Source organism: Bartonella sp. LB28NMGDW, assembly GCF_042194435.1.
GTDB classification, from domain to species: domain Bacteria; phylum Pseudomonadota; class Alphaproteobacteria; order Rhizobiales; family Rhizobiaceae; genus Bartonella; species Bartonella grahamii.
The window spans coordinates 1-24,103 of record NZ_JBHIMX010000012.1 but is presented as its reverse complement, the minus strand read 5'-3'; the positions used below and the strand labels follow the sequence as shown (position 1 = coordinate 24,103).

The 24,103-nt window shown below is 36.7% G+C and carries 24 protein-coding genes and 1 tRNA gene; 19 read left to right on the top strand and 6 right to left on the bottom strand.

What is annotated here, in order from left to right:
- Window positions 1-366: 366 nt before the first annotated feature.
- The 4 genes from hfq to ACFIKG_RS07205 all read left to right on the top strand — a co-directional run bounded on the left by hfq (window position 367) and on the right by ACFIKG_RS07205 (window position 5,197).
- Window positions 367-606, top strand: a complete 240-nt coding sequence (gene hfq, locus ACFIKG_RS07220; protein WP_005773461.1) for an RNA chaperone Hfq — start codon at window positions 367-369, stop codon at window positions 604-606.
- Window positions 607-660: 54 nt separating this feature from the next.
- On the top strand, window positions 661-1,998 hold the full coding sequence (gene hflX, locus ACFIKG_RS07215) for a GTPase HflX (protein ID WP_375627354.1): 1,338 nt from the start codon (window positions 661-663) through the stop codon (window positions 1,996-1,998).
- A 149-nt stretch (window positions 1,999-2,147) separates the two neighbouring features.
- The gene (locus ACFIKG_RS07210) at window positions 2,148-3,974 is read left to right on the top strand and encodes a hypothetical protein (protein WP_375627355.1); all 1,827 of its coding nucleotides are present in this window, start codon (window positions 2,148-2,150) and stop codon (window positions 3,972-3,974) included.
- A 146-nt stretch (window positions 3,975-4,120) separates the two neighbouring features.
- Entirely contained in the window at window positions 4,121-5,197 is a 1,077-nt protein-coding gene (locus tag ACFIKG_RS07205) for a COX15/CtaA family protein (RefSeq protein ID WP_375651988.1), read from the top strand.
- A gap of 22 nt (window positions 5,198-5,219) precedes the next feature.
- On the opposite strand, the gene argC is transcribed toward ACFIKG_RS07205, so the two are convergent.
- A complete protein-coding gene (gene argC, locus ACFIKG_RS07200) occupies window positions 5,220-6,152 on the bottom strand; it encodes an N-acetyl-gamma-glutamyl-phosphate reductase (RefSeq protein WP_375627357.1) in 933 nt (310 codons plus the stop codon).
- Window positions 6,153-6,473: 321 nt separating this feature from the next.
- On the opposite strand from argC, the gene glyA reads away from it, so the two are divergent.
- The 6 genes from glyA (at window position 6,474) to nusB (ending at window position 11,010) form a co-directional block, all read left to right on the top strand.
- Window positions 6,474-7,787 carry a serine hydroxymethyltransferase gene (glyA, locus tag ACFIKG_RS07195; protein ID WP_375626463.1) on the top strand — a complete coding sequence of 438 codons (1,314 nt, stop codon included), beginning with the start codon at window positions 6,474-6,476 and terminating at the stop codon, window positions 7,785-7,787.
- 11 nt (window positions 7,788-7,798) lie between these two features.
- Complete coding sequence (gene nrdR / locus ACFIKG_RS07190; RefSeq protein WP_015856456.1) at window positions 7,799-8,281, top strand: transcriptional regulator NrdR; 483 nt, start codon at window positions 7,799-7,801, stop codon at window positions 8,279-8,281.
- Entirely contained in the window at window positions 8,274-9,401 is a 1,128-nt protein-coding gene (gene ribD / locus ACFIKG_RS07185; protein ID WP_375627358.1) for a bifunctional diaminohydroxyphosphoribosylaminopyrimidine deaminase/5-amino-6-(5-phosphoribosylamino)uracil reductase RibD, read from the top strand. Before nrdR ends, ribD begins: the two co-directional genes overlap by 8 nt.
- Window positions 9,383-10,000, top strand: a complete 618-nt coding sequence (locus tag ACFIKG_RS07180; RefSeq protein WP_375626467.1) for a riboflavin synthase — start codon at window positions 9,383-9,385, stop codon at window positions 9,998-10,000. The genes ribD and ACFIKG_RS07180 overlap by 19 nt, the downstream gene beginning before the upstream one ends.
- An 81-nt stretch (window positions 10,001-10,081) precedes the next feature.
- Window positions 10,082-10,537, top strand: a complete 456-nt coding sequence (locus ACFIKG_RS07175) for a 6,7-dimethyl-8-ribityllumazine synthase (protein ID WP_375627359.1) — start codon at window positions 10,082-10,084, stop codon at window positions 10,535-10,537.
- Window positions 10,538-10,539: 2 nt separating this feature from the next.
- Window positions 10,540-11,010, top strand: a complete 471-nt coding sequence (gene nusB, locus ACFIKG_RS07170) for a transcription antitermination factor NusB (protein WP_375626471.1) — start codon at window positions 10,540-10,542, stop codon at window positions 11,008-11,010.
- A 76-nt stretch (window positions 11,011-11,086) separates the two neighbouring features.
- Here the strand turns inward: nusB and ACFIKG_RS07165 are convergent, their stop codons facing one another.
- A complete protein-coding gene (locus tag ACFIKG_RS07165) occupies window positions 11,087-11,566 on the bottom strand; it encodes an outer membrane protein assembly factor BamE (RefSeq protein ID WP_375651995.1) in 480 nt (159 codons plus the stop codon).
- A gap of 221 nt (window positions 11,567-11,787) precedes the next feature.
- On the opposite strand from ACFIKG_RS07165, the gene ACFIKG_RS07160 reads away from it, so the two are divergent.
- The 5 genes from ACFIKG_RS07160 (at window position 11,788) to ACFIKG_RS07140 (ending at window position 15,676) form a co-directional block, all read left to right on the top strand.
- A complete protein-coding gene (locus ACFIKG_RS07160) occupies window positions 11,788-12,345 on the top strand; it encodes a DUF177 domain-containing protein (protein WP_375651987.1) in 558 nt (185 codons plus the stop codon).
- Between the two features lie 145 nt (window positions 12,346-12,490).
- On the top strand, window positions 12,491-13,561 hold the full coding sequence (gene plsX, locus ACFIKG_RS07155) for a phosphate acyltransferase PlsX (RefSeq protein WP_375626475.1): 1,071 nt from the start codon (window positions 12,491-12,493) through the stop codon (window positions 13,559-13,561).
- Between the two features lie 49 nt (window positions 13,562-13,610).
- Window positions 13,611-14,585, top strand: a complete 975-nt coding sequence (locus ACFIKG_RS07150; RefSeq protein ID WP_375626477.1) for a beta-ketoacyl-ACP synthase III — start codon at window positions 13,611-13,613, stop codon at window positions 14,583-14,585.
- A gap of 77 nt (window positions 14,586-14,662) precedes the next feature.
- Window positions 14,663-14,977: an integration host factor subunit alpha gene (locus tag ACFIKG_RS07145; protein ID WP_015856447.1), complete on the top strand. Its 315-nt coding sequence runs from the start codon at window positions 14,663-14,665 to the stop codon at window positions 14,975-14,977.
- 195 nt (window positions 14,978-15,172) lie between these two features.
- Window positions 15,173-15,676, top strand: a complete 504-nt coding sequence (locus ACFIKG_RS07140) for a MerR family transcriptional regulator (protein WP_375627360.1) — start codon at window positions 15,173-15,175, stop codon at window positions 15,674-15,676.
- Window positions 15,677-16,799: 1,123 nt separating this feature from the next.
- On the opposite strand, the gene thrS is transcribed toward ACFIKG_RS07140, so the two are convergent.
- From thrS to ACFIKG_RS07125, 3 genes are all read right to left on the bottom strand, one after another.
- Complete coding sequence (gene thrS, locus ACFIKG_RS07135; RefSeq protein WP_375651986.1) at window positions 16,800-18,776, bottom strand: threonine--tRNA ligase; 1,977 nt, start codon at window positions 18,774-18,776, stop codon at window positions 16,800-16,802.
- A gap of 111 nt (window positions 18,777-18,887) precedes the next feature.
- Window positions 18,888-19,238 carry a membrane protein insertion efficiency factor YidD gene (gene yidD, locus ACFIKG_RS07130; protein WP_375627362.1) on the bottom strand — a complete coding sequence of 117 codons (351 nt, stop codon included), beginning with the start codon at window positions 19,236-19,238 and terminating at the stop codon, window positions 18,888-18,890.
- Window positions 19,239-19,667 (bottom strand): iron-sulfur cluster assembly scaffold protein, encoded by a 429-nt coding sequence (locus tag ACFIKG_RS07125; protein ID WP_375626485.1) that lies wholly within the window; start codon window positions 19,665-19,667, stop codon window positions 19,239-19,241.
- 125 nt (window positions 19,668-19,792) lie between these two features.
- Here ACFIKG_RS07125 and folE point away from each other — a divergent pair, with 125 nt between their 5' ends.
- The 4 genes from folE to ACFIKG_RS07105 all read left to right on the top strand — a co-directional run bounded on the left by folE (window position 19,793) and on the right by ACFIKG_RS07105 (window position 22,643).
- Window positions 19,793-20,413, top strand: a complete 621-nt coding sequence (gene folE / locus ACFIKG_RS07120) for a GTP cyclohydrolase I FolE (protein WP_375620182.1) — start codon at window positions 19,793-19,795, stop codon at window positions 20,411-20,413.
- A gap of 139 nt (window positions 20,414-20,552) precedes the next feature.
- A tRNA-Leu gene (locus ACFIKG_RS07115) sits at window positions 20,553-20,637 on the top strand.
- Window positions 20,638-20,828: 191 nt separating this feature from the next.
- Entirely contained in the window at window positions 20,829-22,001 is a 1,173-nt protein-coding gene (locus tag ACFIKG_RS07110; RefSeq protein WP_375626487.1) for an alpha/beta hydrolase, read from the top strand.
- 135 nt (window positions 22,002-22,136) lie between these two features.
- Complete coding sequence (locus ACFIKG_RS07105) at window positions 22,137-22,643, top strand: hypothetical protein (protein ID WP_375648219.1); 507 nt, start codon at window positions 22,137-22,139, stop codon at window positions 22,641-22,643.
- A 582-nt stretch (window positions 22,644-23,225) separates the two neighbouring features.
- Here ACFIKG_RS07105 and ACFIKG_RS07100 read toward each other — a convergent pair.
- The coding region (locus ACFIKG_RS07100) for a tyrosine-type recombinase/integrase (RefSeq protein WP_375626204.1) at window positions 23,226-24,103 on the bottom strand (878 nt) is incomplete at its 5' end.

Sequence of the window (24,103 nt, the reverse complement as noted above, 5' to 3'; positions counted from 1 at the left end):
TATACACAGTTAAGGTGCGAACACCTCTCTATTAATACCGATGATCGTTAATAAATATTGTTGTCCGTTTACTTTTATTGATTCTAAACGAAGCAGATTCATCATCACATATAGTCTGTAATAGCTTAGGATATATAAAAGTATGCCTTTGGACTGTAAGATTATAAAAGAATAAACGTGGAAAAATTTTTAATTTAATATAGCTTTTTGTAAGTTGCGCTTTATTATTGCCTTAAAGAGCCGTTTTTTCTCTAATTTCAGTTGTTTGTTGCTAAATTTTGAAGCTTCTACGTTGACAATTAGATATTTTTCAGTCGATATGCATGCACGAATATTTTATGCAATCGAGATGAAGGTGTAAGAATAATGGCAGAGCGATCACAACACCTGCAAGATGTGTTTTTAAATACGGTGCGTAAGCAAAAAATTTCCCTTACAATTTTTCTTGTCAATGGCGTTAAACTCACGGGTATTGTAACTTCATTTGATAATTTTTGTGTTCTTTTGCGCCGAGATGGACATGCGCAATTGGTTTATAAGCATGCTATTTCTACGATTATGCCTGGACAGCCTGTGCAGATGTTTGAGGGTGAAAGTCCTGAGTAAACATATCATTTTAAGATAAACCTCTTATCCCATTTTAAAAGTACTTAGATTGCTATGATAAATAAAAATGAGAGATTAGGAGGGGTGTTTTCGCAGAATACAGGGCAGGTGCGCGCACTTGTTTTGATACCGATTTTTCAAGAAAATAGAAGTGAAAGCTCTTTGAGAGAGTGTTCTATATCTTCTCGTGTTAAAGAGTCATTAGGCTTAGCGCGTGCTATAAGGTTAGAAGTTGTTAATTATGAAACGGTTAATATTGCAACGCCTCGCTCTGCGACTCTCTTTGGAAAAGGTAAAGTAGATGCGTTAACCTGTTATATAGATGAATATTCTATTGAGCTTACGATTGTAGATCACTTTTTAACGCCAGTACAGCAGCGTAATTTAGAAAAATTATGGAATTGCAAAGTTATCGATAGAACGGCTTTGATTCTTGAAATTTTTGGGGATCGTGCACGAACAAAAGAAGGAGTTTTGCAAGTAGAGTTAGCGCATTTGTCTTATCAAAAAGGGCGACTTGTGCGTAGTTGGACGCACTTGGAAAGGCAACGGGGGGGACGTGGCTTTCTAGGTGGACCTGGTGAAACGCAAATTGAAGCAGACAGGCGTCTTTTACAAGAGAAAATTATTCGTATTCGACGCGAATTGGAAACGGTTATTAAAACACGTGCACTACATAGAGCAAAAAGGAAAAAAACATCTTATCCTGTTGTGGCACTGGTAGGATATACGAATACAGGAAAATCAACTCTCTTTAACCGTTTAAGTGGTGCAGATGTATTAGCAAAGAATATGTTATTTGCAACGCTTGATCCGACTTTGCGCAAAGTTGTTCTTCCCCATGGAAAAACTATTCTTTTGTCTGATACTGTAGGGTTTATTTCTAACTTGCCAACAAATTTGATTGCAGCTTTTAGAGCAACCCTTGAAGAAGTGGTTGAAGCGGATCTCATTCTTCATGTAAGAGATATGTCAGATCTTGATCATCGTGCACATGCTCAAGATGTTTTAGAAGTGCTTTCAAGTCTTGATATCGATATTGATGATATGGAGCATATCATAGAGGTTTGGAATAAGATTGATATGTTGGATGAGCAGGCATTGAATGTTTTACAAACAAGCGCAAAAACACGATTAAATCCTGCTCTCATGGTATCAGCGCTTAAGGGGGATGGACTCGATCAATTATTAAGAGCCATTGAAAAGCGAATTTTTGGAGAGGTGCAAAGCATTGAATATCTTTTAAAACCTCATGAAATGTCGCTTATCGATTGGTTTTATGAAAACTCTTCGGAAATAATGCAAGAAGGACATGATGATGGGTCTGTTACCATTAGAGCCGTTATTACTTCTGAAGCAAAAAAACAATTAGAGAACATCAAAAAAATATGAATTAAGTTCTTTAAAGCTATTGCTGAACATTTGTGCTTAAATTTTATGTTTTTATTATCTGAAAATAATATGACAGCAAGTTAAGAGGATAGTTACTACTTTCTCTTAATAAAACAATATGAAGAAGTATTTTGCTGGTTAAAATAAAGATGAGTCTTAAGTGTAATAAAAGACTATTCCTACGTACTGTATGGCGAAGCATTTTGATTGTTTTGCTATTACAAATGCTATGTATATCTTTGATTTGGTTGTATTATTTTTTTCAGCCTCGTGGTTACCAAGCAACTTTAATATTTTCATTATCTGATTCTGTAGGAAAACCGTTACCAATCAAAAAGCAAGACAATGTTATCGCTTTTTTGTTTTCACAGCCTATGTTCTTCAATGATTCGCAATTTTCTTTAAGTGCTTTTAATAAGAAAAAAAATCATGAAAATATCCGTTTATCGCGTCGTGGTGATTTTATCGATTTGACTTTTGAAGCTGAGACACTTGAAGCAGCTCAACGTGGGTTGGAAACTTGGTTTTCCGCATTTTCACAAGCAATCATAAAACAGAAACAATTCTTGTTAAATGATAAATTAGAAGACAAACAATATGATAATACTGCAATCGTTAATATCATGCAGGGATTTCGTACATCTGTTGAGTCTTTTATTCAGCAGGGTGTAAAACAAACAGAGCTTCATGATCTTTCTATGCAATTAACGGAAGCAACTTTAAAGCGTATTCATTTAACAAGTTTGAACTCAACGATTAACGCGATGCGTGAAAAGGGACAGTCTTTATTGTCTTTATCGTTTATTGCAGGTAATTCAGCAATTGTTGCTCTGGAATCTAAACGTGATCTTTTGGAAACGCAAAGAGCACATATGGCGGTGCAATTGGGGTGGACACATCCTCAAATTAAAGCAATGACTGCGGAATTAGAAACAGTTTCTCATCAATTAAAAAATAAAATTTTACAAATCGTTTATCAAGTTCATTCAGATGAGGTTATTGCAACGGAATTAGAAAAACAGCTCAAAAAAAGAATGAACTTTTTTGTAAAAGATCAATCCCAATCTTTGAATGAAATATTTAACGAGTTTGAAAATAAAATAAAAGCAGCAGTCGATGCACAAAATAAAGCGATGAGTAAGTCTGCTCAACGAAGAGAAAAAATTATTGGTTCATATCGGAGATTGAGTGATAATCCTCTTCTTTTACAAAACACAAATATCCACGTGGTTATGCCAACAACGTTAGCACCAATTTCTTTTATGGCTCTTTATGGAAAAAATATTTTTGTGAGTGCATTGGCTAGCTTCCTTACTCTTTTACTAGGAATATTGTTATTTTATCCGTGCTTTAAAAGCAAAAAAGATCAACCTTCAGAAGAGGATTTGAGATCAAAAGAAAATGCTCTTAAGAAGAACGAGAGTATTTTAGTCTCTCAAGAAATGAAAAATCTTGAAGCTTTTATTACGATAGAGGGATTATCTGATGTTTTGAAATGGCGTGCTTCAACCATTATTTCAATCATTGGACCAGAGGCTGCACGGACAGCGGCAAAGCTTTCACTTCATCTCACAAAAGAGAACAAAACAATTCTGTTGGTCGATATTTCTGGTCAACAAATAGAGAAGGTCATTGGTCCACATCGCGGACTGAGTGATATTTTAACGGGCAATGCCCAGCTGCATGATGTTATTTACCGTGATTATGATACGGGGGTTGATATTCTTCCTCAGGGGTTAACAAGTGCTATTTCTGCACAAGATTTTTCAAATGACATTTCTCATATATTACAAGAATTTAAAAAAGAATATGATTTTATCATTCTAGAGATGGCAAGCGAACCAAAATATGGATTTGAGCAATTTGCAGAGCTAACAGACTATTATATTTGTAAGACTGTTCTTAATGAACAAGAATGGATGATGCGGATGGTAAGCAGCTTTCCAAAGGCTGTTTATCGCGTTGTTGCATCATAAACTTTATAAAAAAGAAATATGTATCGCATGTTATAGTGGTACGCTTGTTTTTTGCTAAAGTTATAGTACATACTAGAATACACAATGATTTGATGTTTAAATTTTAAAATGCATTGTAGTTGGAGAGAAGCGTGGGGCAATCAGAGATGGCAGTAAAGAGATTAAACAATAGCATTTTAACGCCCGTGCAAAAGAAAAATAGAAAACAAATACAGGTGTGGCTTTACTCTATTTTATTGCTTTGTTTAGCAATTGTCTTAGTAGGTGGCGCTACTCGTTTGACGGGATCAGGATTATCTATAACGGAATGGAAGCCAATACACGGCGTTATTCCACCGATTGGTGTGGATCAATGGCAAGAGGAATTTTTAAAATATCAACAGATAGCACAATATAAGCTGCTTAATCCTGATATGACCTTAAGTGCTTTTAAGGTCATATTTTGGTGGGAATGGGCGCATCGTGTTCTTGGGCGTCTTGTTGGTCTTGTCGCTTTATTGGGGCTCATTTGGTTTTGGGCGACTAAGCGTGTTGAAAAAAATATCTTACTCCCGCTTATTGTCGTGCCTATTCTTATCGCCTTTCAAGGCTTTATTGGTTGGTGGATGGTTGCTTCAGGGATTGGGCAAAGTAATTTAACAAGTGTGAGCCAATATCGTTTGGCATTTCATCTTATAACGGCATGTTTTGTTATTGTTTTTGTTACTTATTTATCTCGAGGACTTGCAGAATATTCAGAAAAGCCAGCAAATAAAAAGGTGCAATATTTTGCGGCTTGGCTTGTTGTTCTCGTTTTGATAGAGATTTATTTCGGAGCTTTGGTTGCAGGGCTTCATGCTGGAAAAGTCTATAATACATGGCCTCTTATGGATGGGCAGATTATTCCTGATGGTTTGTTGCAGCTTCGTCCTGTTTGGCTCAATTTATTCGAAAATTCATTAATGGTTCAATTTATTCATCGATTTTTTGCTTATTTTGTATTTATTGTTTCAGTTGTTCATGCTTTCTATGTACAAAAAAACATTCCACATTCAACCCATTCTCGTCGTGCATTTCTTATCTGTGTTATGATTATTATCCAAGCACTCTTGGGTATCTTAACACTGTTACATGAGGTTCCGATAAGTTTAGGGCTCATTCACCAAAGTATGGCACTAGCAGTGTTATGTTTTGCGGTTGCGCACTGGCGAGCAACGAAAGGGGCATATCGCGTTGTTGAATAAAAGTTTGTATTTATAGGGAGTTTTAGTTGCTTGAAAGCATTAAATCGAGGTTCTGGATAGCCGCAGCTGATGCGCCTTTTCCTAAATTATCGAATATGGCGCTGAGATTAAAAATACCTTCACGATCATTTCCAAATACGAACAGTTTCATATTATCTTTATTGGCTAAACACTCTGGATTAAGTCTTTGAAGTGAAGCAGTTTCTTCTTGTGATGCAACTAAAATGGTATTTTGTCCATCGTAATGGTTTGCGAGAATTTCGCGCAAATCAGAACAGTTTGCTGATTTTGTGAATAAATGGCGATGCAGAGGAAGATTCACAATCATCCCTTGGGGAAAACGACCAACACTTGGTATGAAAATTGGGGTTTGGTTGATTTGTCCATAGATTTTAATTTCTGGCACATGTTTGTGTTCAAGATTAAGACCATAGATAAAATAATTGTTCTGAATATTTTGTTGAGATTGATTTTCCATTTCTAAAATCAACTGTTTTCCACCACCAGTATAGCCGGAGATTGCATTAATCGAGATGGGATAATAGGCGTCTAGCAGTCCTGCTTCACGGAGTGGGCGAATCAAACTAATGGCACCGGTAGGATAGCACCCGGGATTGGTTACATAATGTGCTGCTTGGATGCGCTTTCTTTGTCCTGTTGTCATTTCAGGAAAACCGTAAACCCAGTCTGGTGCAACACGGTGGGCTGTCGAGCTATCAATAATCCTAATGTTTTTATTTTTTTTAAGCCAATGAACTGTTTCGCGTGCAGCATCATCTGGAAGACACAAAATAGCAATATCGGCTTGATTAAGATAGTCTTGTCGCAGATGGACATTATGGCGATCTTTATGAGCAAGAGAGAGTAGTTTTAAATCTGTACGCCCCTCTAAGCGTTTTTGTATTTGTAGTCCGGTTGTGCCATGTTCACCATCAATAAAAACTTTAGTTAGCATTCTTATTTGCCTTGTATTAACTTTGCCTATTATATTCAGTTTTTCACATTATAAATTATTTTTAATCATTAAATTATTGAATTTCTTTAGATTATAGATACCTTTTGTAAAAGGTGTAAACAAATAAGAGTGTAAAAAAAGAAATGTAATCTCATTTTTTACCATTCTTGAGAGGGAAGTTTTTTGTTTTTTTTATAACAAAGAATAAGATAAATATTTGCGTCATTATTTTTGAGTGTAAGCGGTTTAAAATGTTTGGTTTGCATGGTTTGCTGTGTTATCGTTCAGTGATTTTATTTTTTTATGTTAGGAATGTGTTTTATGACTCAGCAAGAAAATGACGCACAAAAGCGCTTTTTTAATGATAATTTACAAACTGTTGATGGTGCAATCTTTGATGCAATTAGAGGGGAGTTTGAGCGTCAACAACATGAAATTGAGCTGATTGCTTCAGAGAATATTGTTTCAAGAGCGGTTCTTGAAGCGCAGGGGTCTGTTTTAACTAATAAGTATGCAGAAGGTTATCCAAGAAAGCGCTACTATGGCGGGTGTCAATTTGTTGATGTCGTTGAAGATTTAGCCATTGAAAGGGCAAAACAGCTTTTTGGTGCTGCTTTTGCGAATGTACAGCCTAATTCTGGTAGCCAAATGAATCAAGCTGTCTTTTTAGCTTTACTTCAGCCTGGTGACACATTTATGGGATTAGACTTAAATGCTGGTGGTCACCTTACGCATGGTTCATCTGTTAATATGTCAGGAAAATGGTTTGATGTTGTTTCCTATGGTGTGCGTCAAGAAGATCAGATTATTGATATGGATGAGGTTGAGCAACTTGCAAAAGAACGTAAGCCCAAACTTATTATAGCGGGTGGCTCATCTTATCCGCGGCTATGGGATTGGAAACGATTCCGTGAAATTGCAGATAAGATTGGTGCTCATCTACTCGTTGATATGTCTCATATTGCCGGTCTTGTTGCTGGTGGCGTGCATCCTTCACCCGTTCCACATGCGCATATTGTAACAACAACAACACATAAGTCGCTTCGAGGTCCTCGTGGTGGTTTAATATTGACAAATGATGAGTCTTTATCCAGGAAAATTAATTCTGCAATTTTTCCTGGTCTTCAAGGTGGTCCTTTAATGCATGTAATTGCTGCAAAGGCTGTTGCATTTGAGGAGGCTTTGCGTCCCTCTTTTAAGAGTTACAGTGCCAATGTGGTCGCTAATGCGAAAACTTTAGCAAAAATATTACAGAGTAATGGTTTTAATATTGTTTCTGGTGGTACAGATAATCATTTATTGTTGGTTGATCTACGTTCCAAAAATCTAACAGGTAAACGTGCTGAATTGGCTTTGGGGCGCGCTCATATTACCTGCAATAAAAATGGTATTCCTTTTGATCCTGAAACGCCATCTATAACATCGGGAATTCGCTTGGGATCACCTGCTGCCACAACACGTGGTTTTTCAGAAAAAGAGTTTATTCAAGTTGGTCATCTGGTTTCAGAAGTTCTTGATGGTCTTCGGAGCGCAAAAAGTGATGAAGATAATTATGCCGTTGAAATGGCTGTTGAGAAAAAGGTAAAAGATATAACGAGTCAATTTCCTCTTTACTCTTATCTTAGTAATCGTTAAGGACACAAAAGATGCGCTGTCCTTACTGCCAATATGAGGATACACAGGTTAAAGATTCACGTCCAGCAGAAGAGGGGGCAGTGATTCGCCGCCGCCGTGTGTGTTCCGTTTGTGGTGGTCGTTTTACAACTTTTGAACGTGTTCAGTTGCGTGAGCTATTGGTTGCTAAAAAAAGTGGACGATGTGAACCATTCGATCGTGATAAGTTAATGCGATCAGTTGATGTGGCTGTACGTAAGCGCAATATTGATCCTGATCATATTGAACGAGCAATTTCTGGCATTGTGCGCCAGCTTGAAAGTTTGGGAGAACCGGAGATTGCTTCAGAAAAAATTGGACATCTTGTTATGGAAGCATTGAAAAGAATTGATGATATTGCTTATATTCGTTTTGCTTCTGTGTATCGAGATTTTCGTAATGCAAGCGATTTTCACGATGTTATAGATGAATTGTCAAAGGGTATTGCGGATACAGAATCTCGTTTTGATGAATAAAAAATTGCAAGATGAACGGTTTATGGCTGCAGCTATTCGTCTAGCAGAGCGTCATGTCGGTCTTACAGGTGAGAATCCTTCCGTTGGTACGTTAATTGTGCGAAACGATAATAGTGCGGGGGCATTTATTGTTGGCTATGGCATAACAGCTATTCATGGGAGTCCTCACGCCGAAGTGCAAGCTTTACATATGGCTGGTTCTTTGGCTCAAGGAGCGACTGCTTATGTTACTTTAGAACCTTGTGCGCATTATGGAAAAACTTCGCCATGTGTGAATGCACTCATTGATTCAGGTATTTCTCGAGTTGTTGTTGCGTTGACTGATTGTGACAAGCGTGTTGATGGTCATGGTATTGCTCTTTTGCGAGCGGCGGGTATTGAAGTGGTTGAGGGCATTTTAGCTGAAGAGGCTTTTGAATCTTTATGGACGCATTGGTGCATAAGGAAGATACAACGCTGTGCGGTCACTTTTAAAATGGCAATTTCTGCTGATAATGGTGTTGGGAAAAGAGAAAAGGGCAGCGTAAAAATTAGTGGAACACTTTCTCATGCCCATACGCATATTTTACGCGCTCAAAATAATGCTATCCTCGTTGGTATTGGTACTATATTAGCAGATGATCCACAACTTAATTGCCGCTTGCCAGGGATGGAGATGCGCTCACCAATTCGTATTATTTTGGATGCAGATTTATCTATCCCCCTTGATGCAAAAGTTGTCCAAACAGCTATGAAAATTCCTACATGGGTTATTTGTGATGTGGATCTTTCAAAGAAAAGCAAAAAAAATGCATTGGAGCAATATGGTGTGTCTGTTTATTCGGTAGAGATGAACAATGGTTGTGTGGAACCCTTTGCTCTTTTACAGATGCTTTATAAACATGGGATTAATAGTGTTTTATTGGAAGGGGGCGTAAAGACAGGGGAAAAGTTTTTGAATGCTGGTTGTGTTGATCATTTGATATGTTTTCATACCCCCATGGTTTTAGGAAAAAATCGTATTGAAGCCCCTCATTTTGGAAATTATCTCTCGCAGTTTTATGAGATTGAGACAAGAATGTTTGGAAATGACCGTTTTTATAAATGGAGACGTAAGACATTATGTTCACAGGAATTATAACGGATATTGGTTGTATTGAAGATGTTCAACCTTTAAAGCAGGGGATGCGTTTAAAGATTTCTACACGCTATGCTATAGAAAGCTTAGCAATTGGCGCATCAATTGCTTGTTCAGGAATTTGTCTGACAATTGTAGAGCGAGGATTAAAACAAGAAGATTCTAATTGGTTTGTTGTCGAGGCGTGGGAAGAAACATTACGTTTAACGAATCTTGCACAATGGACAAAAGGAACTTTTGTTAATTTGGAACGTTCGCTTCGATTAGGTGATGAAATGGGAGGACATTTGGTTTCTGGTCATATTGATGGTTTGGTTGAAATCATTGATCAAAAAAATGAAGGGGATGCAATTCGTTTTTATTTAAAAGTTGCAAGACAATTTATACCTTTCATTGTCAATAAGGGATCTATTGCACTTAATGGGACATCTTTGACTGTTAATGGTGTTGAGGATTGTGTTTTTGATGTTCTTATTATTCGCCATACACTCGAAATGACAACGTGGGGACAGGCTAGAATTGGAGATCGGGTCAATTTGGAAATTGATCAACTTGCTCGTTATGCTGCGAAACTTTTTGCTTTAAAAAGAGAAGATGAATAAACCAAAACTCTATTGATCGTTTTCAGAATTTTATGCTTTATAACCTTGATTTTTTTGATTCGTTTTTTGTGGAATTCCATTATGATGAAAGAGATACGTAAAAAGCCTCACGTATTGATTGTTGAAGCACGTTTTTATGAGGGGATTTCTGATGCGCTTTTGAGAGGTGCAGTGAATACTTTGCAAAAAGCTGAAGCAAGTTATGATGTTGTAACGGTTCCTGGAGCATTAGAAATACCAAGTGCAATAGCTTTTGCTGAACAAAATAAGATATCTTATGATGGTTATGTTGCTCTTGGTTGTGTTATTCGGGGCGAAACATATCACTTTGAAATTGTTGCTAATGATTCTTGTCGTGCATTGATGGATTTAACTATTCATCAGCACTTGGCTATTGGAAATGGTATTTTGACTGTTGAAAATGAAGAACAAGCATGGGTGCGTGCGAATCTAGATGACAAAAATAAAGGTGGTTTTGCGGCTGAAGCTGCTTTATGTATGATCGCTCTAAAAAAGAGATTTGGAGATAATCGTTAAATATGGCTGATATAAAAAGCAGACATTTTCCGCGTTCAGCCAATAAACGTGGAGCAGCAAGACTCGCTGCAGTTCAAGCCCTCTATCAAATGGATATCGTGGGTTCGGGGGTGATGGAAATAGCAGCTGAGTATGAAGCTTATCGTTTGGGAAAAGATATCGATGGAGACCAGTATCTTGAAGCTGATTTTCAATGGTTTTTGGCTATTATAACGGGTGTTGTAAAAGATCAAAAGCAGCTTGATCCTCTGCTTCATCAACAGCTTTCTGCAGAGTGGTCTCTTTCACGTCTTGATTCTATATTGCGAGCAATTTTACGAGCAGGTTTATGGGAGTTGATCAACCGTAAAGATGTTCCTGTTGCGGTTGTCATGAATGAATATGTTGACATAGCTAAGGCGTTTTTTGAAGGTGATGAGCCAAAACTTGTTAATGCAGTTCTCGACAGTATGGCAAAAAAAGTCCGCCCATAAGAGCTAGAAATCCCCCATTATTAGGTCAGATATTATCAGACCTAATAATATTGAGACGGTATGTAGACTATATGATTTAGTTATGGGGTGGCAAATTCGCAGGGCCTTTTATAATTTGAATTAAAAAAGGATGTTCTTTTGTTACAGTTGGTGTTGTTTGTGCAATAAAATCAAACACTTGACCGTCTTGTAATCCGTAATTAGCAACTTTTGCAACCTGATTATTTTTATTGAAGTAAATGGCTAAAACTTTGCGATCAATAATCTTTGTTTTCATAAACTGCATCCCACGATAGCGTGTCTGTGAGATGTAATAAAAAACTTCATTATCATATTTTGTTTTTAATGAAGGGGTCCCTAAAGTTAAAAGAACTTGCTCTTGACTTGAGCCAACAGAAATAGAATTTAGAGCATTTCTATCAAGAACATAGCCCTCTCTATAAATTTGGCTCGAACCTGAAGAATCGAGAAGACCACATCCAGCAAGCATTCCTATGCTTGTTATTGATAGACCAATCAATAATTTACGTTTGATTAAGGCTATTATGTGAGGCATTTGAAACAATGATATCTCCTTTTTATACTGAGATGTAGGACAAGAAGGCAACCTCAAGTTTTTTCTAATTTTAGCTTAATCTACCGTAGCTTACACTGAGCTTCCCTGTTATAAAGTGAATTATGCCATATAGAATTTCTTTAGAAAAGAAAAAAATGCATGAATACTTGATATAAATAAAAACACAGTGCTTTATGCGTTTTTATCTTTGGGAGTTGTCAATGAATGTTAAAAATATTCCTCAAATGACATTTGCTTTGGCTTATCCAGTATCCGTACGTTCTCTACCTGCTAAAGGTATAAGGGTTCATCTTTGTGCAAACAAAAAAGAATGTATACATTTAGCTCAGAACCATGATTTAATTGAAGTAAAATCTTGTGAGGGAAATTTCCATATTTTCCCGTGGAAAAAACGCGGAGTGCGTGTAAAAGGTCTGTTGCAAGCGCGTATACTACAGTTATGTGTTGTTACATTAGAACCATTAGAAAATATACTTTGTGAAAATATTGAGGTTGTTTTTGTTCCTGAAGATTCAAATTTGATGAAGCCCAAAATATCAGAGGATACAGGAGAATTGTTTTTAGATGTGGAGGGGCTTGATACTCCTGAAGTGTTTTATGATGATAAAATTGATATTGGTGCAATCATGGAAGAGTTTTTTGAGTTGTCTATTAATCATTATCCACGTAAAGAGAGAATAAAGATGGATATGGTTGAAAATTTAGAAGAAGCAGAGCAAAAATTCTCGCCATTTTCTGTTTTGAAAAATTGGAAGTGATTGTAAAAACATAAAATATCTATTGTATGCTAAACGATATTTTCTGCGGAGCGATTTTTGCAAGATTTGCTTTGTGAGTGTTCAGGAGCCAAAAATCATAATATGTGTTTAAAGATGTAAATGAAAAGATGTGGGATATGCAAGCGTGATTAGAATTTCTGTGGATGTCATGGGCGGTGATTACGGTCCAGAAGCAGCTATTGCAGGAGCAGCAATTGTACAAAAATATTTATCAAATATTTATTTTCTGTTTTATGGAATAGAGGAGGACGTTCGTCCAGTTTTAAAAAAATACCCTTGTTTAGATTCTGTATCGCGCTTTTGCCCTACAGAAAGTTATACACGCATGGATGAAAAGCCAAGCCAAGCACTTCGTAATGGACGTGGTAAATCATCAATGTGGTACGCCATTGAAGCGGTAAAAAATGGTGAAGCTGATGCTTGCATTTCTGCTGGTAATACGGGTGCACTCATGGCCATGTCTTATTTTTGTTTGAAAATGCTCGCAGAGGCTGAACGTCCTGGTATTGCGGGTATCTGGCCAACACTTCGCAGTGAGAGTATCGTTTTGGATATTGGGGCAACAATTGGTGCCTCTGCTGGTCAGTTGGTTGATTTGGCGGTTATGGGAGCGGGTATGTTTCGCGCTTTATATCACACTGAAAGACCAAGTGTTGGGCTTTTAAATGTGGGGGTGGAAGAGGTTAAAGGACTTTATCAAATAAAAAAAGCAGGAATGATATTGCGTGAAGTGCAATTAGAAGGATTGGAATATAAAGGATTTGTTGAGGGCAATGACATTGGAAAAGGAACAGTCGATGTTGTTGTAACAGAGGGGTTTTCTGGTAATATTGCTTTAAAAACCGCAGAAGGAACCGCGCGACAGATAGGAGAGATTTTAAACTCCGCACTGCGCAGTTCTTTTTTAACATCTCTTGGCTATTTTTTATCGCGGGGTGCTTTTCGTACGCTGAAACACAAAATGGATCCCGATAGGGTGAATGGAGGAGTGCTTTTGGGGTTGAATGGTGTTGTGATCAAAAGCCATGGGAGTGCTAATGCTAACGGTTTTGCTTCTGCTATCCGCGTTGGTTATGAGATGGTTAATAATGGACTTTTGAAAAAAATAACAGCTGATTTGCGACGGTTTCATGAGAATAAAGAAACACTTTTTGATCAAGAAGGTGAAGAGACAGTGAATGGAGAGTCCTTATGATAAGCTCTTATAATAGAAATGAAAAATTTGAAGAAAAGGTAAGAGCTTAATGATTCGGTCAATTATACGTGGTGTAGGAAGTGCTTTGCCGAAGAAAAGTTTATCAAATGATGAGATTGCAAAGTTTGTTGAAACGTCAGATTCATGGATTGTTCAGCGTACAGGAATACGCCAACGTTATATTGCCAGTGAAAATGAAACAACTGTTTCTTTAGGAGTTGAGGCTGCGCAAGCAGCACTTACAAATGCTGGTTTAACAATAAAAGACATTGATTGTATTATTTTAGCAACGTCCACCCCGAATCGTACTTTTCCTGCTTCTGCTGTTGAAATTCAGCGTGCTTTGGGAATGAGCCATGGATTTGCTTTTGATATTCAAGCTGTTTGCTCTGGTTTTATTTTTGCTTTAACAACAGGAGATTCTTATTTACGGTGTGGAGCGGCTAAAAGAATTTTAGTTATTGGATCCGATACATTTTCTCGAATTTTAGATTGGGAAGATCGTACGACATGTGTTTTGTTTGGTGATGGTGCGGGTGCTGCTATTTTGGAAGCACAGGAAATTGAGGGGGGTATTGCTTTTGAGCGTGGTATATTGTCTGCGAAATTGCGCTCTAATGGTGCTTATATAGATAAGCTATATGTTGATGGTGGACCTTCAACAACACAAACGACAGGCTATTTGCGTATGGAAGGACGAGAAGTTTTTAAATATGCTGTTGGTATGATAACGGATGTGGTTGATGATTGTTTTGCAGCTGCAGGTATGGATTCTTCACAACTAGATTGGTTTGTACCTCATCAGGCTAATAAGCGCATTATTGAAGCATCTGCTAAAAAACTGGGAATTTCACTAGATAAAGTTGTGATTACCGTTGATCAACATGGTAATACGTCTGCGGCATCAGTTCCGTTGGCTTTAACAACAGCTGTTTGCGATGGAAAAATAAAAGAAGGAGATCTTATCATGTTAGAGGCCATGGGAGGTGGATTTACATGGGGAGCAATTCTTATTCGTTGGTAAATTATGGCTACTTGACCATATTTCAAGAAAACGTATAAGTCATTTTGTAATTTTTAATATTTTAATAGGTGGTTATAATGACAAGTAAGACAGTAACGCGTGCAGATTTAGCGAGCGTAGTTTGTAAAAGAGTGGGCTTGTCACATACTGAATCAGCAGCTTTAGTCGAATTGGTTTTGGATGAGATTTGCAACTCACTTGTAAGAGGTGAAGCGGTTAAATTATCCTCTTTTGCAACTTTTCAGGTTCGCAGTAAAAATGAACGTGTTGGACGTAATCCAAAAACAGGTGTTGAAGCACCTATTCCGCCGCGACGTGTTGTAACGTTTAAGGCTGCCAATGTCCTTAAACAGAGAATTTTAGATTCGCATCGTGCAAGACAGAAAAAATGATATCTCATAAATGAATGCCATGGTATGTTTGGTATTTGTTAAAAAAACGATAAAATAAAGGTCTTTGTTTTTTAGAAAAAGACAGTTGTGTAAGTCGTCAATGATGGTCTTATTTTTGACTAATCTTGTTGAGAAATTGAGACGGAATGAGTCATTGTAAAGTAATTTATTTTGTTTTAAATAAGGTGTTGCAAAATGGATAAAAGCTCTGATGCTTTTCGCACAATTAGCGAAGTAGCCGAGTTATTGGAGCTTCCGCAGCATGTGTTAAGATTCTGGGAAACACGTTTTAGGCAGATTAAACCAATGAAACGTGGGGGAGGAAGGCGCTATTATCGTCCGGTCGATGTTGATTTGCTCAATGGTATTAAGCAGTTATTATATGATCAGGGTTATACGATAAAAGGTGTGCAACGCCTTTTGAAAGAAAATGGTGTTGCTTTTGTGACTGCATTGGGTAATGGTGATCTTGATGCTATGAATGTGGTCATAGAGAAGAAACATGCAGGACAAACTTCTGAAAATGCTAGCAATAAGCCTAAAAAATCTTCTTTTGGGCTTTTGAATTTCATGAGGAATGAAGGAGAAACATCTGTTGGTTCTGTGAATCTTTACAAAGATAAAACTGATAAAGCATTGTTGCAAGAAATCCTATTTGAACTCATTGAATGTAAGCGTGTTCTTGATAGAGCTCGATAGCAATAATGTTTTTTGTTTTATATGTGTTGCTTTTTTAGCAAAATATGTGTTTTGAAATTGTTTTACAAATCAATATCTTGCGTCTAGCATAGCAATGTGTTTCGTAGATATTTAGATGTTTTATGGGTGTGCCCAGAGTTTTATACGTTTAACGAGTAGTAATGTATCGTATGTGTATATTTAACGAGTTTTTTATAAGAGTTTTTAATTTGGTAAAATATGAAGAGGGGAAAGAATAGGCGCTGAGTTTTGCCATTTTTCTCTGATTTGACTTTATGAAAGCTAATGCAATATCTCATCAGTGTAGATTGCAGGATGTAGAATGCCATTGATTCACCAATTCATCTGCTTGTTTTAAAGAGATGTTTCTTAAGGCTTCTTAAGCTTATTTCACCATGATTTCTCGTGAATGATATAATGGTAAACCCGTTGAGTACTGTTATTTTTACATTTATGAAGGAGCAAGTCGGCATCAGCATTATAGTTTAGCCTACCCTCAATGATTGCAACAATCCTTAGCACTTTAGGCGGTTCATTGTGGGCATTTTAAAAGTCCTTTCTCAATAATTTTTAACCACACACTCATTCCGCTTGTCTCGTGCCAAAAAATAATTTTGATAGATTCAACATAAACATATCTAAAATGAGACAATCCTATGATATTCGAAACCTTATTTAATATGAATAAAGATATATTATCATTATAAATCAATATCTTGTCTTTTTATAAGAGCTTATCTTACGAATAAGACATATCATTGTTCAGCTAATTTTACATATTTTTTATTAATAAATATAATCTTGTTTTCAGCCTTCTTGCTTGATGTTGCTATAATTATCGTAATGATCTATCCATGATAATAGCACCATCTTTTCATTATAAAGGTAAAAGATTAATGTTATTATTAATATTCAATTGTCTATGATTTTTGCATTAAAAAAGCTCATAGCTTACATTGATTTTTTTCATCAATCTACCTTGTAGAGAGTGATCACGTGATTCTTTCTGGTTATAGGTAATTGTGCATGAAACCAAAACACACTACAATATCAAACCCTCTCATTTTGTACAAAATTTGAAGATTTATAGTAAAAAATTAACGTATTACCACCTTCTGCGATGTTATGCATCTATTACACGTTGCAAATCCGGAGGTGTTGCCTCATTTGAGAGTTGTTTAATCACATCTTCTACAGATAAAAGGGTTTTATTCGTACTTCCTAAACGGCGCATATTTACGCTGTTTGTTTCAGCTTCACGTTTACCACATACCAAAATTACGGGGACTTTTTGTAAAGAATGTTCTCGTATTTTATAGTTAATTTTTTCATTGCGGAGATCTGTTGTTGCGGAAAGTCCAATAGCTCTAAGTTTTGCTGTTATTTTTTGGGCATATTCATTTGCTTCGGACGTAATTGTTGCAACAACAACTTGTTCAGGAGCAAGCCAAAGTGGCATATGTCCAGCAAAATTTTCGATTAATATACCAAGAAAACGCTCCATTGATCCAAAGATAGCACGGTGGATCATAACAGGTTGACGTTTTTCTGAATCTTTATCAATATAGAATGCACCAAAACGTTCGGGGAGATTAAAGTCTATTTGTGTTGTTCCACATTGCCATTCACGACCGATAGCATCCTTTAATGTATATTCAAATTTTGGACCATAAAATGCTCCTTCACCTGGAAGGATGCTTGTTCTGATTTGTCCTGCAAATTTTGTTTCAATCGTTTTAAGGACAGATTCCATGATACTTTCTGCATGATCCCATAATGCATCAGACCCAACTCGTTTTTCTGGACGTGTTGAAAGCTTAAGACTAATTTCTTTAAAACCAAAATCAGCATAAGTTGATAAAATAAGATCATTAATACTGAGACATTCATCGGCTAATTGTTCATCAGTACAAAAAATATGCGCATCATCTTGCGTAAAACCACGCACACGCATAAGACCATGTAAAGAGCCCGAAGGCTCATAACGATGAACAAGTCCAAATTCAGCAAGTCTGATAGGCAAATCACGATAAGATTTTAAACCATGTTTAAAAATTTGCACATGACCAGGGCAATTCATTGGTTTAAGGGCATAAATATTCCCATGATCTGAATCTTCTGCTGCTGGAGTTACTTTGAACATATTCTCCTTATACCAGCCCCAATGGCCAGATATTTCCCAGAGTGACCTATCGAGAACTTGTGGTGCATTAACTTCAGCGTATTGATGATCATCAAGGCGTCTACGCATATAGTTGATCAAATTTTGGAACATTTTCCAACCTTTTTTGTGCCAAAAAATCATTCCTGGCCCTTCTTCTTGAAAATGAAATAAGTCCATTTCACGTCCCAAGCGGCGATGATCACGTTTTTCAGCTTCTTCTAGCATATGGAGGTAGGCTTTTAAGTCATTTTCATTTGCAAATGCTGTTCCATAAATTCTTGTGAGCATTGGATTATTGGCATCGCCACGCCAATAAGCTCCTGCGACTTTCATTAATTTGAAAGCATTCCCAATTTGCCCTGTAGATTGCATGTGCGGTCCGCGGCAAAGATCAAACCATTTTCCTTGATAATAAATTTTTAAATCTTGATTTTCAGGAATGCTATCAATAAGTTCAACTTTATAAAATTCCTTTTTCTCAGAAAAAATTTTTCTCGCTTTTTCACGAGACCAAATTTCTTTTCTGAAAGGTTTATTGCGTTGGATAATTTCACGCATTTTCTTTTCAATGACGGTGAGATCATCTAATGTAAAAGGTTGTTGGCGTGCAAAATCATAATAGAATCCATTCTCAATGACAGGACCTATTGTTACTTGCGTTTCAGGAAAGAGTTCTTGCACTGCTTCAGCAAGGACATGGGCGCAGTCATGCCTTATGAGTTCAAGAGCGCGTGAATCTTCTCGGGTAATAATCTCTACTTGACCAGATTGTTCCAATGGATCCGATAAGTCTCGCGTGATACCATCAAGCCTATAGGCGACAGCTTTTTTTGCGAGTGATTTAGAAATGGATTCTGCTAATTCCAAACCAGTCATTTCGGAGGGGTAATTACGTTTTGAACCATCAGGAAAAGAAAGAGAAACAGAGCAAGACATAAAAACACCCTTTTAATCCAATTCCGCTAACGATTGCGGATGGTTTCGTGAAAATTGAGTAAAAAGCTTATAGACTGATTTTTTATCAATACATACGAAAAAAGAAAAGGATTATTTGTTGTGTTTGTCAGAAATTTTCCAGTAACGCCAAGGTTTATAAAAACAGCAAGAATTTCCAAGAGAAATAGGTACTGGGTCAAAGCCATCTGTTCCAAAGGGCCCACAACGTATGATACGAAAGAGTCCCATCCATGCACCAGCCCAAAGCCCATGGCGTGCAATCGCTTCATATGTATATTCTGAACAAGTCGGGGCATGGCGACATTGATTGCCTATAAGATTTGAAAGTGTTATTTGATAGAAACGTATTAAGAAAATACCCAATAATCGTCCAGGTGTTTTTTGCCAATTGCCTGTGTAATTTCGAGTCAATTTTTTTTGTCGAGATTGTGATTTGAACATTTATTTTTCTTCAATTTTTTGAATGCAGTCTATCGTTGCATCAAAGGGTAGTAGTGTTGCTGCATGGCGCATTTTATAATCTTTAATGGGCTGTAAGCAAGAAAAATCCTTAAATGGAGCTTGAGGAGAAGGACCATTTTGCGTTAGCATTTGATAAATAACTTCACGCAATATTTTAAGATCTTGTGTTGTTTGTCCGATGATATGAGATGCTAAAAGTGAAGCCGATGCTTGCCCTAGCACACATGCGTGTATTTCATGGGCAAAATCCGTAATAATACCATTTTCCACTTTTAAATCTACAGTGATTGTCGAACCACAAAGGTGTGCATGTTTTTTTGATGTTGCATCAGGATTATTAAGACGCCCAATTTTTCCTATATGTGCAGCATATTTAAGTATTTTATCATTATAGATATTATCAATCATGCGCTATTGCCTGAAATTTTGAGAGTCGTGATTGTTTAAACTTTTAATTCGCTTATATAGAGATTATACAAAATGAAATAGGTATGGAGCAAATGCTTTGTATAGAGTAAGCTTGGAGTTTTTGAATGCGTAATGTTGTTAAAGAAGACGCGAAGGATTCTTTTTTATCTGAAGAAAAGCGTCCGAGTATTGAAGAGGTGGAAGAAGCGATTCGTACATTACTCTTATGGATAGGGGAAAATCCAAATAGAGAAGGGCTTTTAGATACTCCAAGACGTATAGCCAAGGCATATCGCGAGCTTTTTAGTGGTTATAGTCAATCGGTTAAAGAAACCTTAGGTACAGTTTTTGAAGAGGTTTCAGGATATAATGAAGCCGTAATCGTAAAAAATATACCTTTTTATTCACACTGTGAGCATCATATGATCCCAATTATTGGGAAAGCACATATAGCATATCTTCCTAATGAAAAAATTGTTGGCCTTTCAAAAATTGTGCGTGTTGTAGATATTTTTTCTCGTCGTTTACAAACACAAGAAGCTATGACAGCGCAAGTGGCTCACGCGTTAAAAACGTATCTGAAGCCTCATGGTGTAGCAGTATTGATTGAGGCGGAGCACATGTGTATGGCTATGAGAGGAATCCAAAAACAGGGCTCTACAACAATTACAAAAAACTTTCATGGTTATTATGAAAAAGATCAAGCTGCACAAGCACACTTTATGATGATGATTCAAAGATCGTAGTAAAGTCGATATTTTTAGTAATCTCTATTAAGTTATAAATCGTTCGGATAAAAATAAATTATGAGAAAGAGAAAATTGGCTTGTACCTTTCTTTATGATTTGTTAGAGGCTAAAAACCAGAATGTTTTTCTTCCCACGTGCGGTCGTGGCGGAATTGGTAGACGCGCAGCGTTGAGGTCGCTGTGGGGCAACCCGTGGAAGTTCGAGTCTTCTCGACCGCACCAGTTAGCGGTGAGTCTCTGTAATGAGATGAAGTTATGTAGAGAGAGGGGATTTATGCGCATTATAGAAAAATTTTTTTTGTATGTTATTTGTTGATGTGTTGCTAATAATGTTTCATTTTTTATTACTTTATCTGTGCATTTGAAATGTTATATTTTTATAGGGTGGGGGTAAAGTTGCAGTGAGAAGTATAATGATTTTGAGATATTTAACACTTCTTATTTGTATTTCTTTATTGTCAGCATGTAGTGATTCACGCGCTGTGCTTTGGCATGGAGTGCATGCAACTCCTTCTATGACTGCAGTAGAAAGAGAAGTTGAAGAGAACCCGGTTTCTCCAAAAGCCATCATTCCAGTGTATGTTGCAACAAGTCGTATGATGCAAAATAATTACGCTCAACCTTATGGTGCAGAGCGATCAAATAAAGTACATTACAATCGCGTTGACGTAGGAATTCCTCAGCAACATACAAAGGGAGTTGTTGAAATAAATGCCTATAAACCTACGCATGATAAGTATTTTGCAGCAGTAGCATTGCAAAAATACGATAATAAAGAACAGTTTAAACAGCAATTAAATGCTGCTTTAGAAAAAAAGCCAAAAGGAAAAAGAGAAATTTTTCTTTTTATCCATGGGTATAATAATAATTTTGCAGATGGTACATTTCGTACAGCACAGTTTACACACGATTATTCTTTAAATGTTGTCGCTGTGCATTATTCTTGGCCTTCTGCCGGATCTGTTCCTCTTTATATTTATGATCGTGACAGTGCTAATTTTGCCCGTGACGGATTGATAGAGCTTTTAACACTTATTAGTGAAACCAATGCTGATCAGATTTCGGTTATTGCGCATTCTATGGGCAATTTTGTTATAATGGAAGCATTTAGAACTTTAGCCTTACAGAAAAAATATAAGCCTATTCGTCGTATTACAAGTTTATTAATGGCGGCACCAGACATTGATGTTGATGTATTTGAGCGCCAACTTAATGATATAAAAAAACTCCCGCAGCCAACAGCTATTTTAGTATCTAGAGCGGATAAAGCTCTCGCGGTTTCAGGACGTCTTACGGGTGGACATCATCGTGTGGGCGATGGCTCAGATATTGAAATGTTGCGTAAAAATGGAATAGCTGTTCTTGATTTCTCTCATGTGGATGGGGGAGCACACAATGTCTTTGCATCTTCACCAACGTTGATGGCTCTTTCTCGAGAAGGTTCTTTGGCTTCCACAATTATGCAAGGTACAGAATTGTCACCTAGTCAAGCTCTTCTTGCTGATGGTAGTAGTGTGTTGGAGAAAACAACACATCTTATCCTTTATACACCTGTACGTTTTCTCTCTCCACGGATTCCACGTTGATAGTGAAAAGAGAGAAGGGGACATGGAATAATGCATTGGAGGTAATATTTTTTAGCACTTTCTTTAGAATGGCTTTGTAAAATGGAAAATAAATAGCGGGATGAATGTAAAAAACAGTCATTAGGTGAGTTTGTGATGATTGCACGGAAACGCTATGTTAATACGCCTACAGTTGTTGATTATTTATCTCATTCCGCAATTAAGTTGTTAGATATTCATGCTATGCTTTTGAAGGTGAGAAAAGGTGATATGGGGGAAAAACCAAATTTATTGCGTCAAATTGATTCTACAAAAAAACAGTTAGATGAGATAAGCCATGCTCTTATTTTAGAATATCGTAAACGCCAAGAAAATGAGCGTTTTTTAAAACAAATTCTGCTATCCATTTCCGATCAACTTTTTGCACTTAACAATGGTTTTAAGGAAACAGGACGTCTTTTTTTTCAAGAAGTTAGAATACTTCAATCTCAGATGCAATGTTTATATGAGGGAAAGGAGAGGCTGCATTTGTTGAATAGCCAAGAATCTTTTTGTTCTCCTTCAAAGATTGATGAAGTCATTAAACAGTTACAAAAAGCACGAGAAAAGCTTATTCTTGAAAGCCCACATCTCTTTGAAAAAAGCACAAAAGCTAAACAATAAAGTTCTTTTAGTTGAGCAGACAGATAATTTGAGTTTTACAGCAAAAAACGCTGTTAAATAGAAGGCTATAATCTTTTAAAAGAAAAAAATTGCTTTAATAAATGAAACGCATGTATTTTATAATCATACTCCTTATCCGATTAAAGCTTTAAAAGACTTTGGTTATATCTTTGGTAAAGTTAAGGCTGATTCATTAGGTGGTTTTATTGAAGAAAATGTTTGTGGTAAGAACTTTACAAAAAACTTTCTGATTCTTAATAATGGCTCACCGGATAATTTTGCCAATGTTACGGAGTTGTTAGTATATTCATTAGAAACTTAAACTCTAACCTATTTTCTTAATAGGAATTAGTTGAATTTAAAGCATTAAAAAAGAAGTTTGATAAAATAATACGTTTTATAAATTCACGTTTAGCTCTACCTTCTCCTGAATTTAAAAAGGATCGGAAAATGAATAAGCTACACGTAATTAAAAAATCATATGGTGCCCCCAGAGATTCAATAATTTTAAATAAAATAAATGAGTTATTGCGATATGGGGGAAATTTATCGTTATTGATTCCATTAATGTTTTTTATAGCACTATCCCTCATTTTTTTGGAGCTTTTTTATCGCTTCTATAGCTAGCCTTTTGCGATCTGCGCTTTTTGTATAAAGAGATGCCATGTTGTCGTCGGTCCATCCAAAAATTGCCTTGAGTTGTGATACTGTTGCACCAGAATTAGCGGCGCGTGTTGCTGCTAATTTTCTTAAGCCATGTGCTGATTTTTTGATTCCCGCCGCATTACACGCTTCACGAAATAAGTTTCCAAAACTTTCTTTTACGAGTTTATTTCCGTTTTTTCCGCAAATGAATGTTTCATTTCCAATAGGACCAATTTTTAGAGTTTCTGCTAATTCAGGCAAAATGGGTAGAAAAACATCTGTTTGGAATTTACTTTTCTCTGTCTTGAGATGAATGATATTATCTTTGACATCTTTCCAACCAATTCGTACCGCATCACCACGACGCAAACCCGTGTAAAGAAGAACATCAATCCAGACGCGTTCATGTGAACCATGTGACCAATGGTGATAATATTTTTCAACATCTTCTTCTGTCCAAACAGCAAATCCATCTTTGTTGTTGAGAGGAGGTCTTTTTATTCCTAAAGCTGGGTTATTCTCCAGAAGTTCTTGATCGATCGCCCAATTAAAAAGTCCATTAAGGGCTTTTAGAAAATTTTGGGCAGCTGTTGGTTTTTCTTTGCGGCGTTCAACACCCGCTGTAATATGTGATTTCTTTATTTCTCTGTATGGAATGTTTCCTATAGCATCACATACCTTCATAAGGATAAGTTCTCTTTGTCTTTTCGTAGCTTTAGCAAGGCTATGCCAATGAACGCTGTTAAAGTATTGTTTAAGCAGCCATGCAAATGAACCTTCAACAAGTTTACCGGTTTTTGATTTAGGAAGTATAA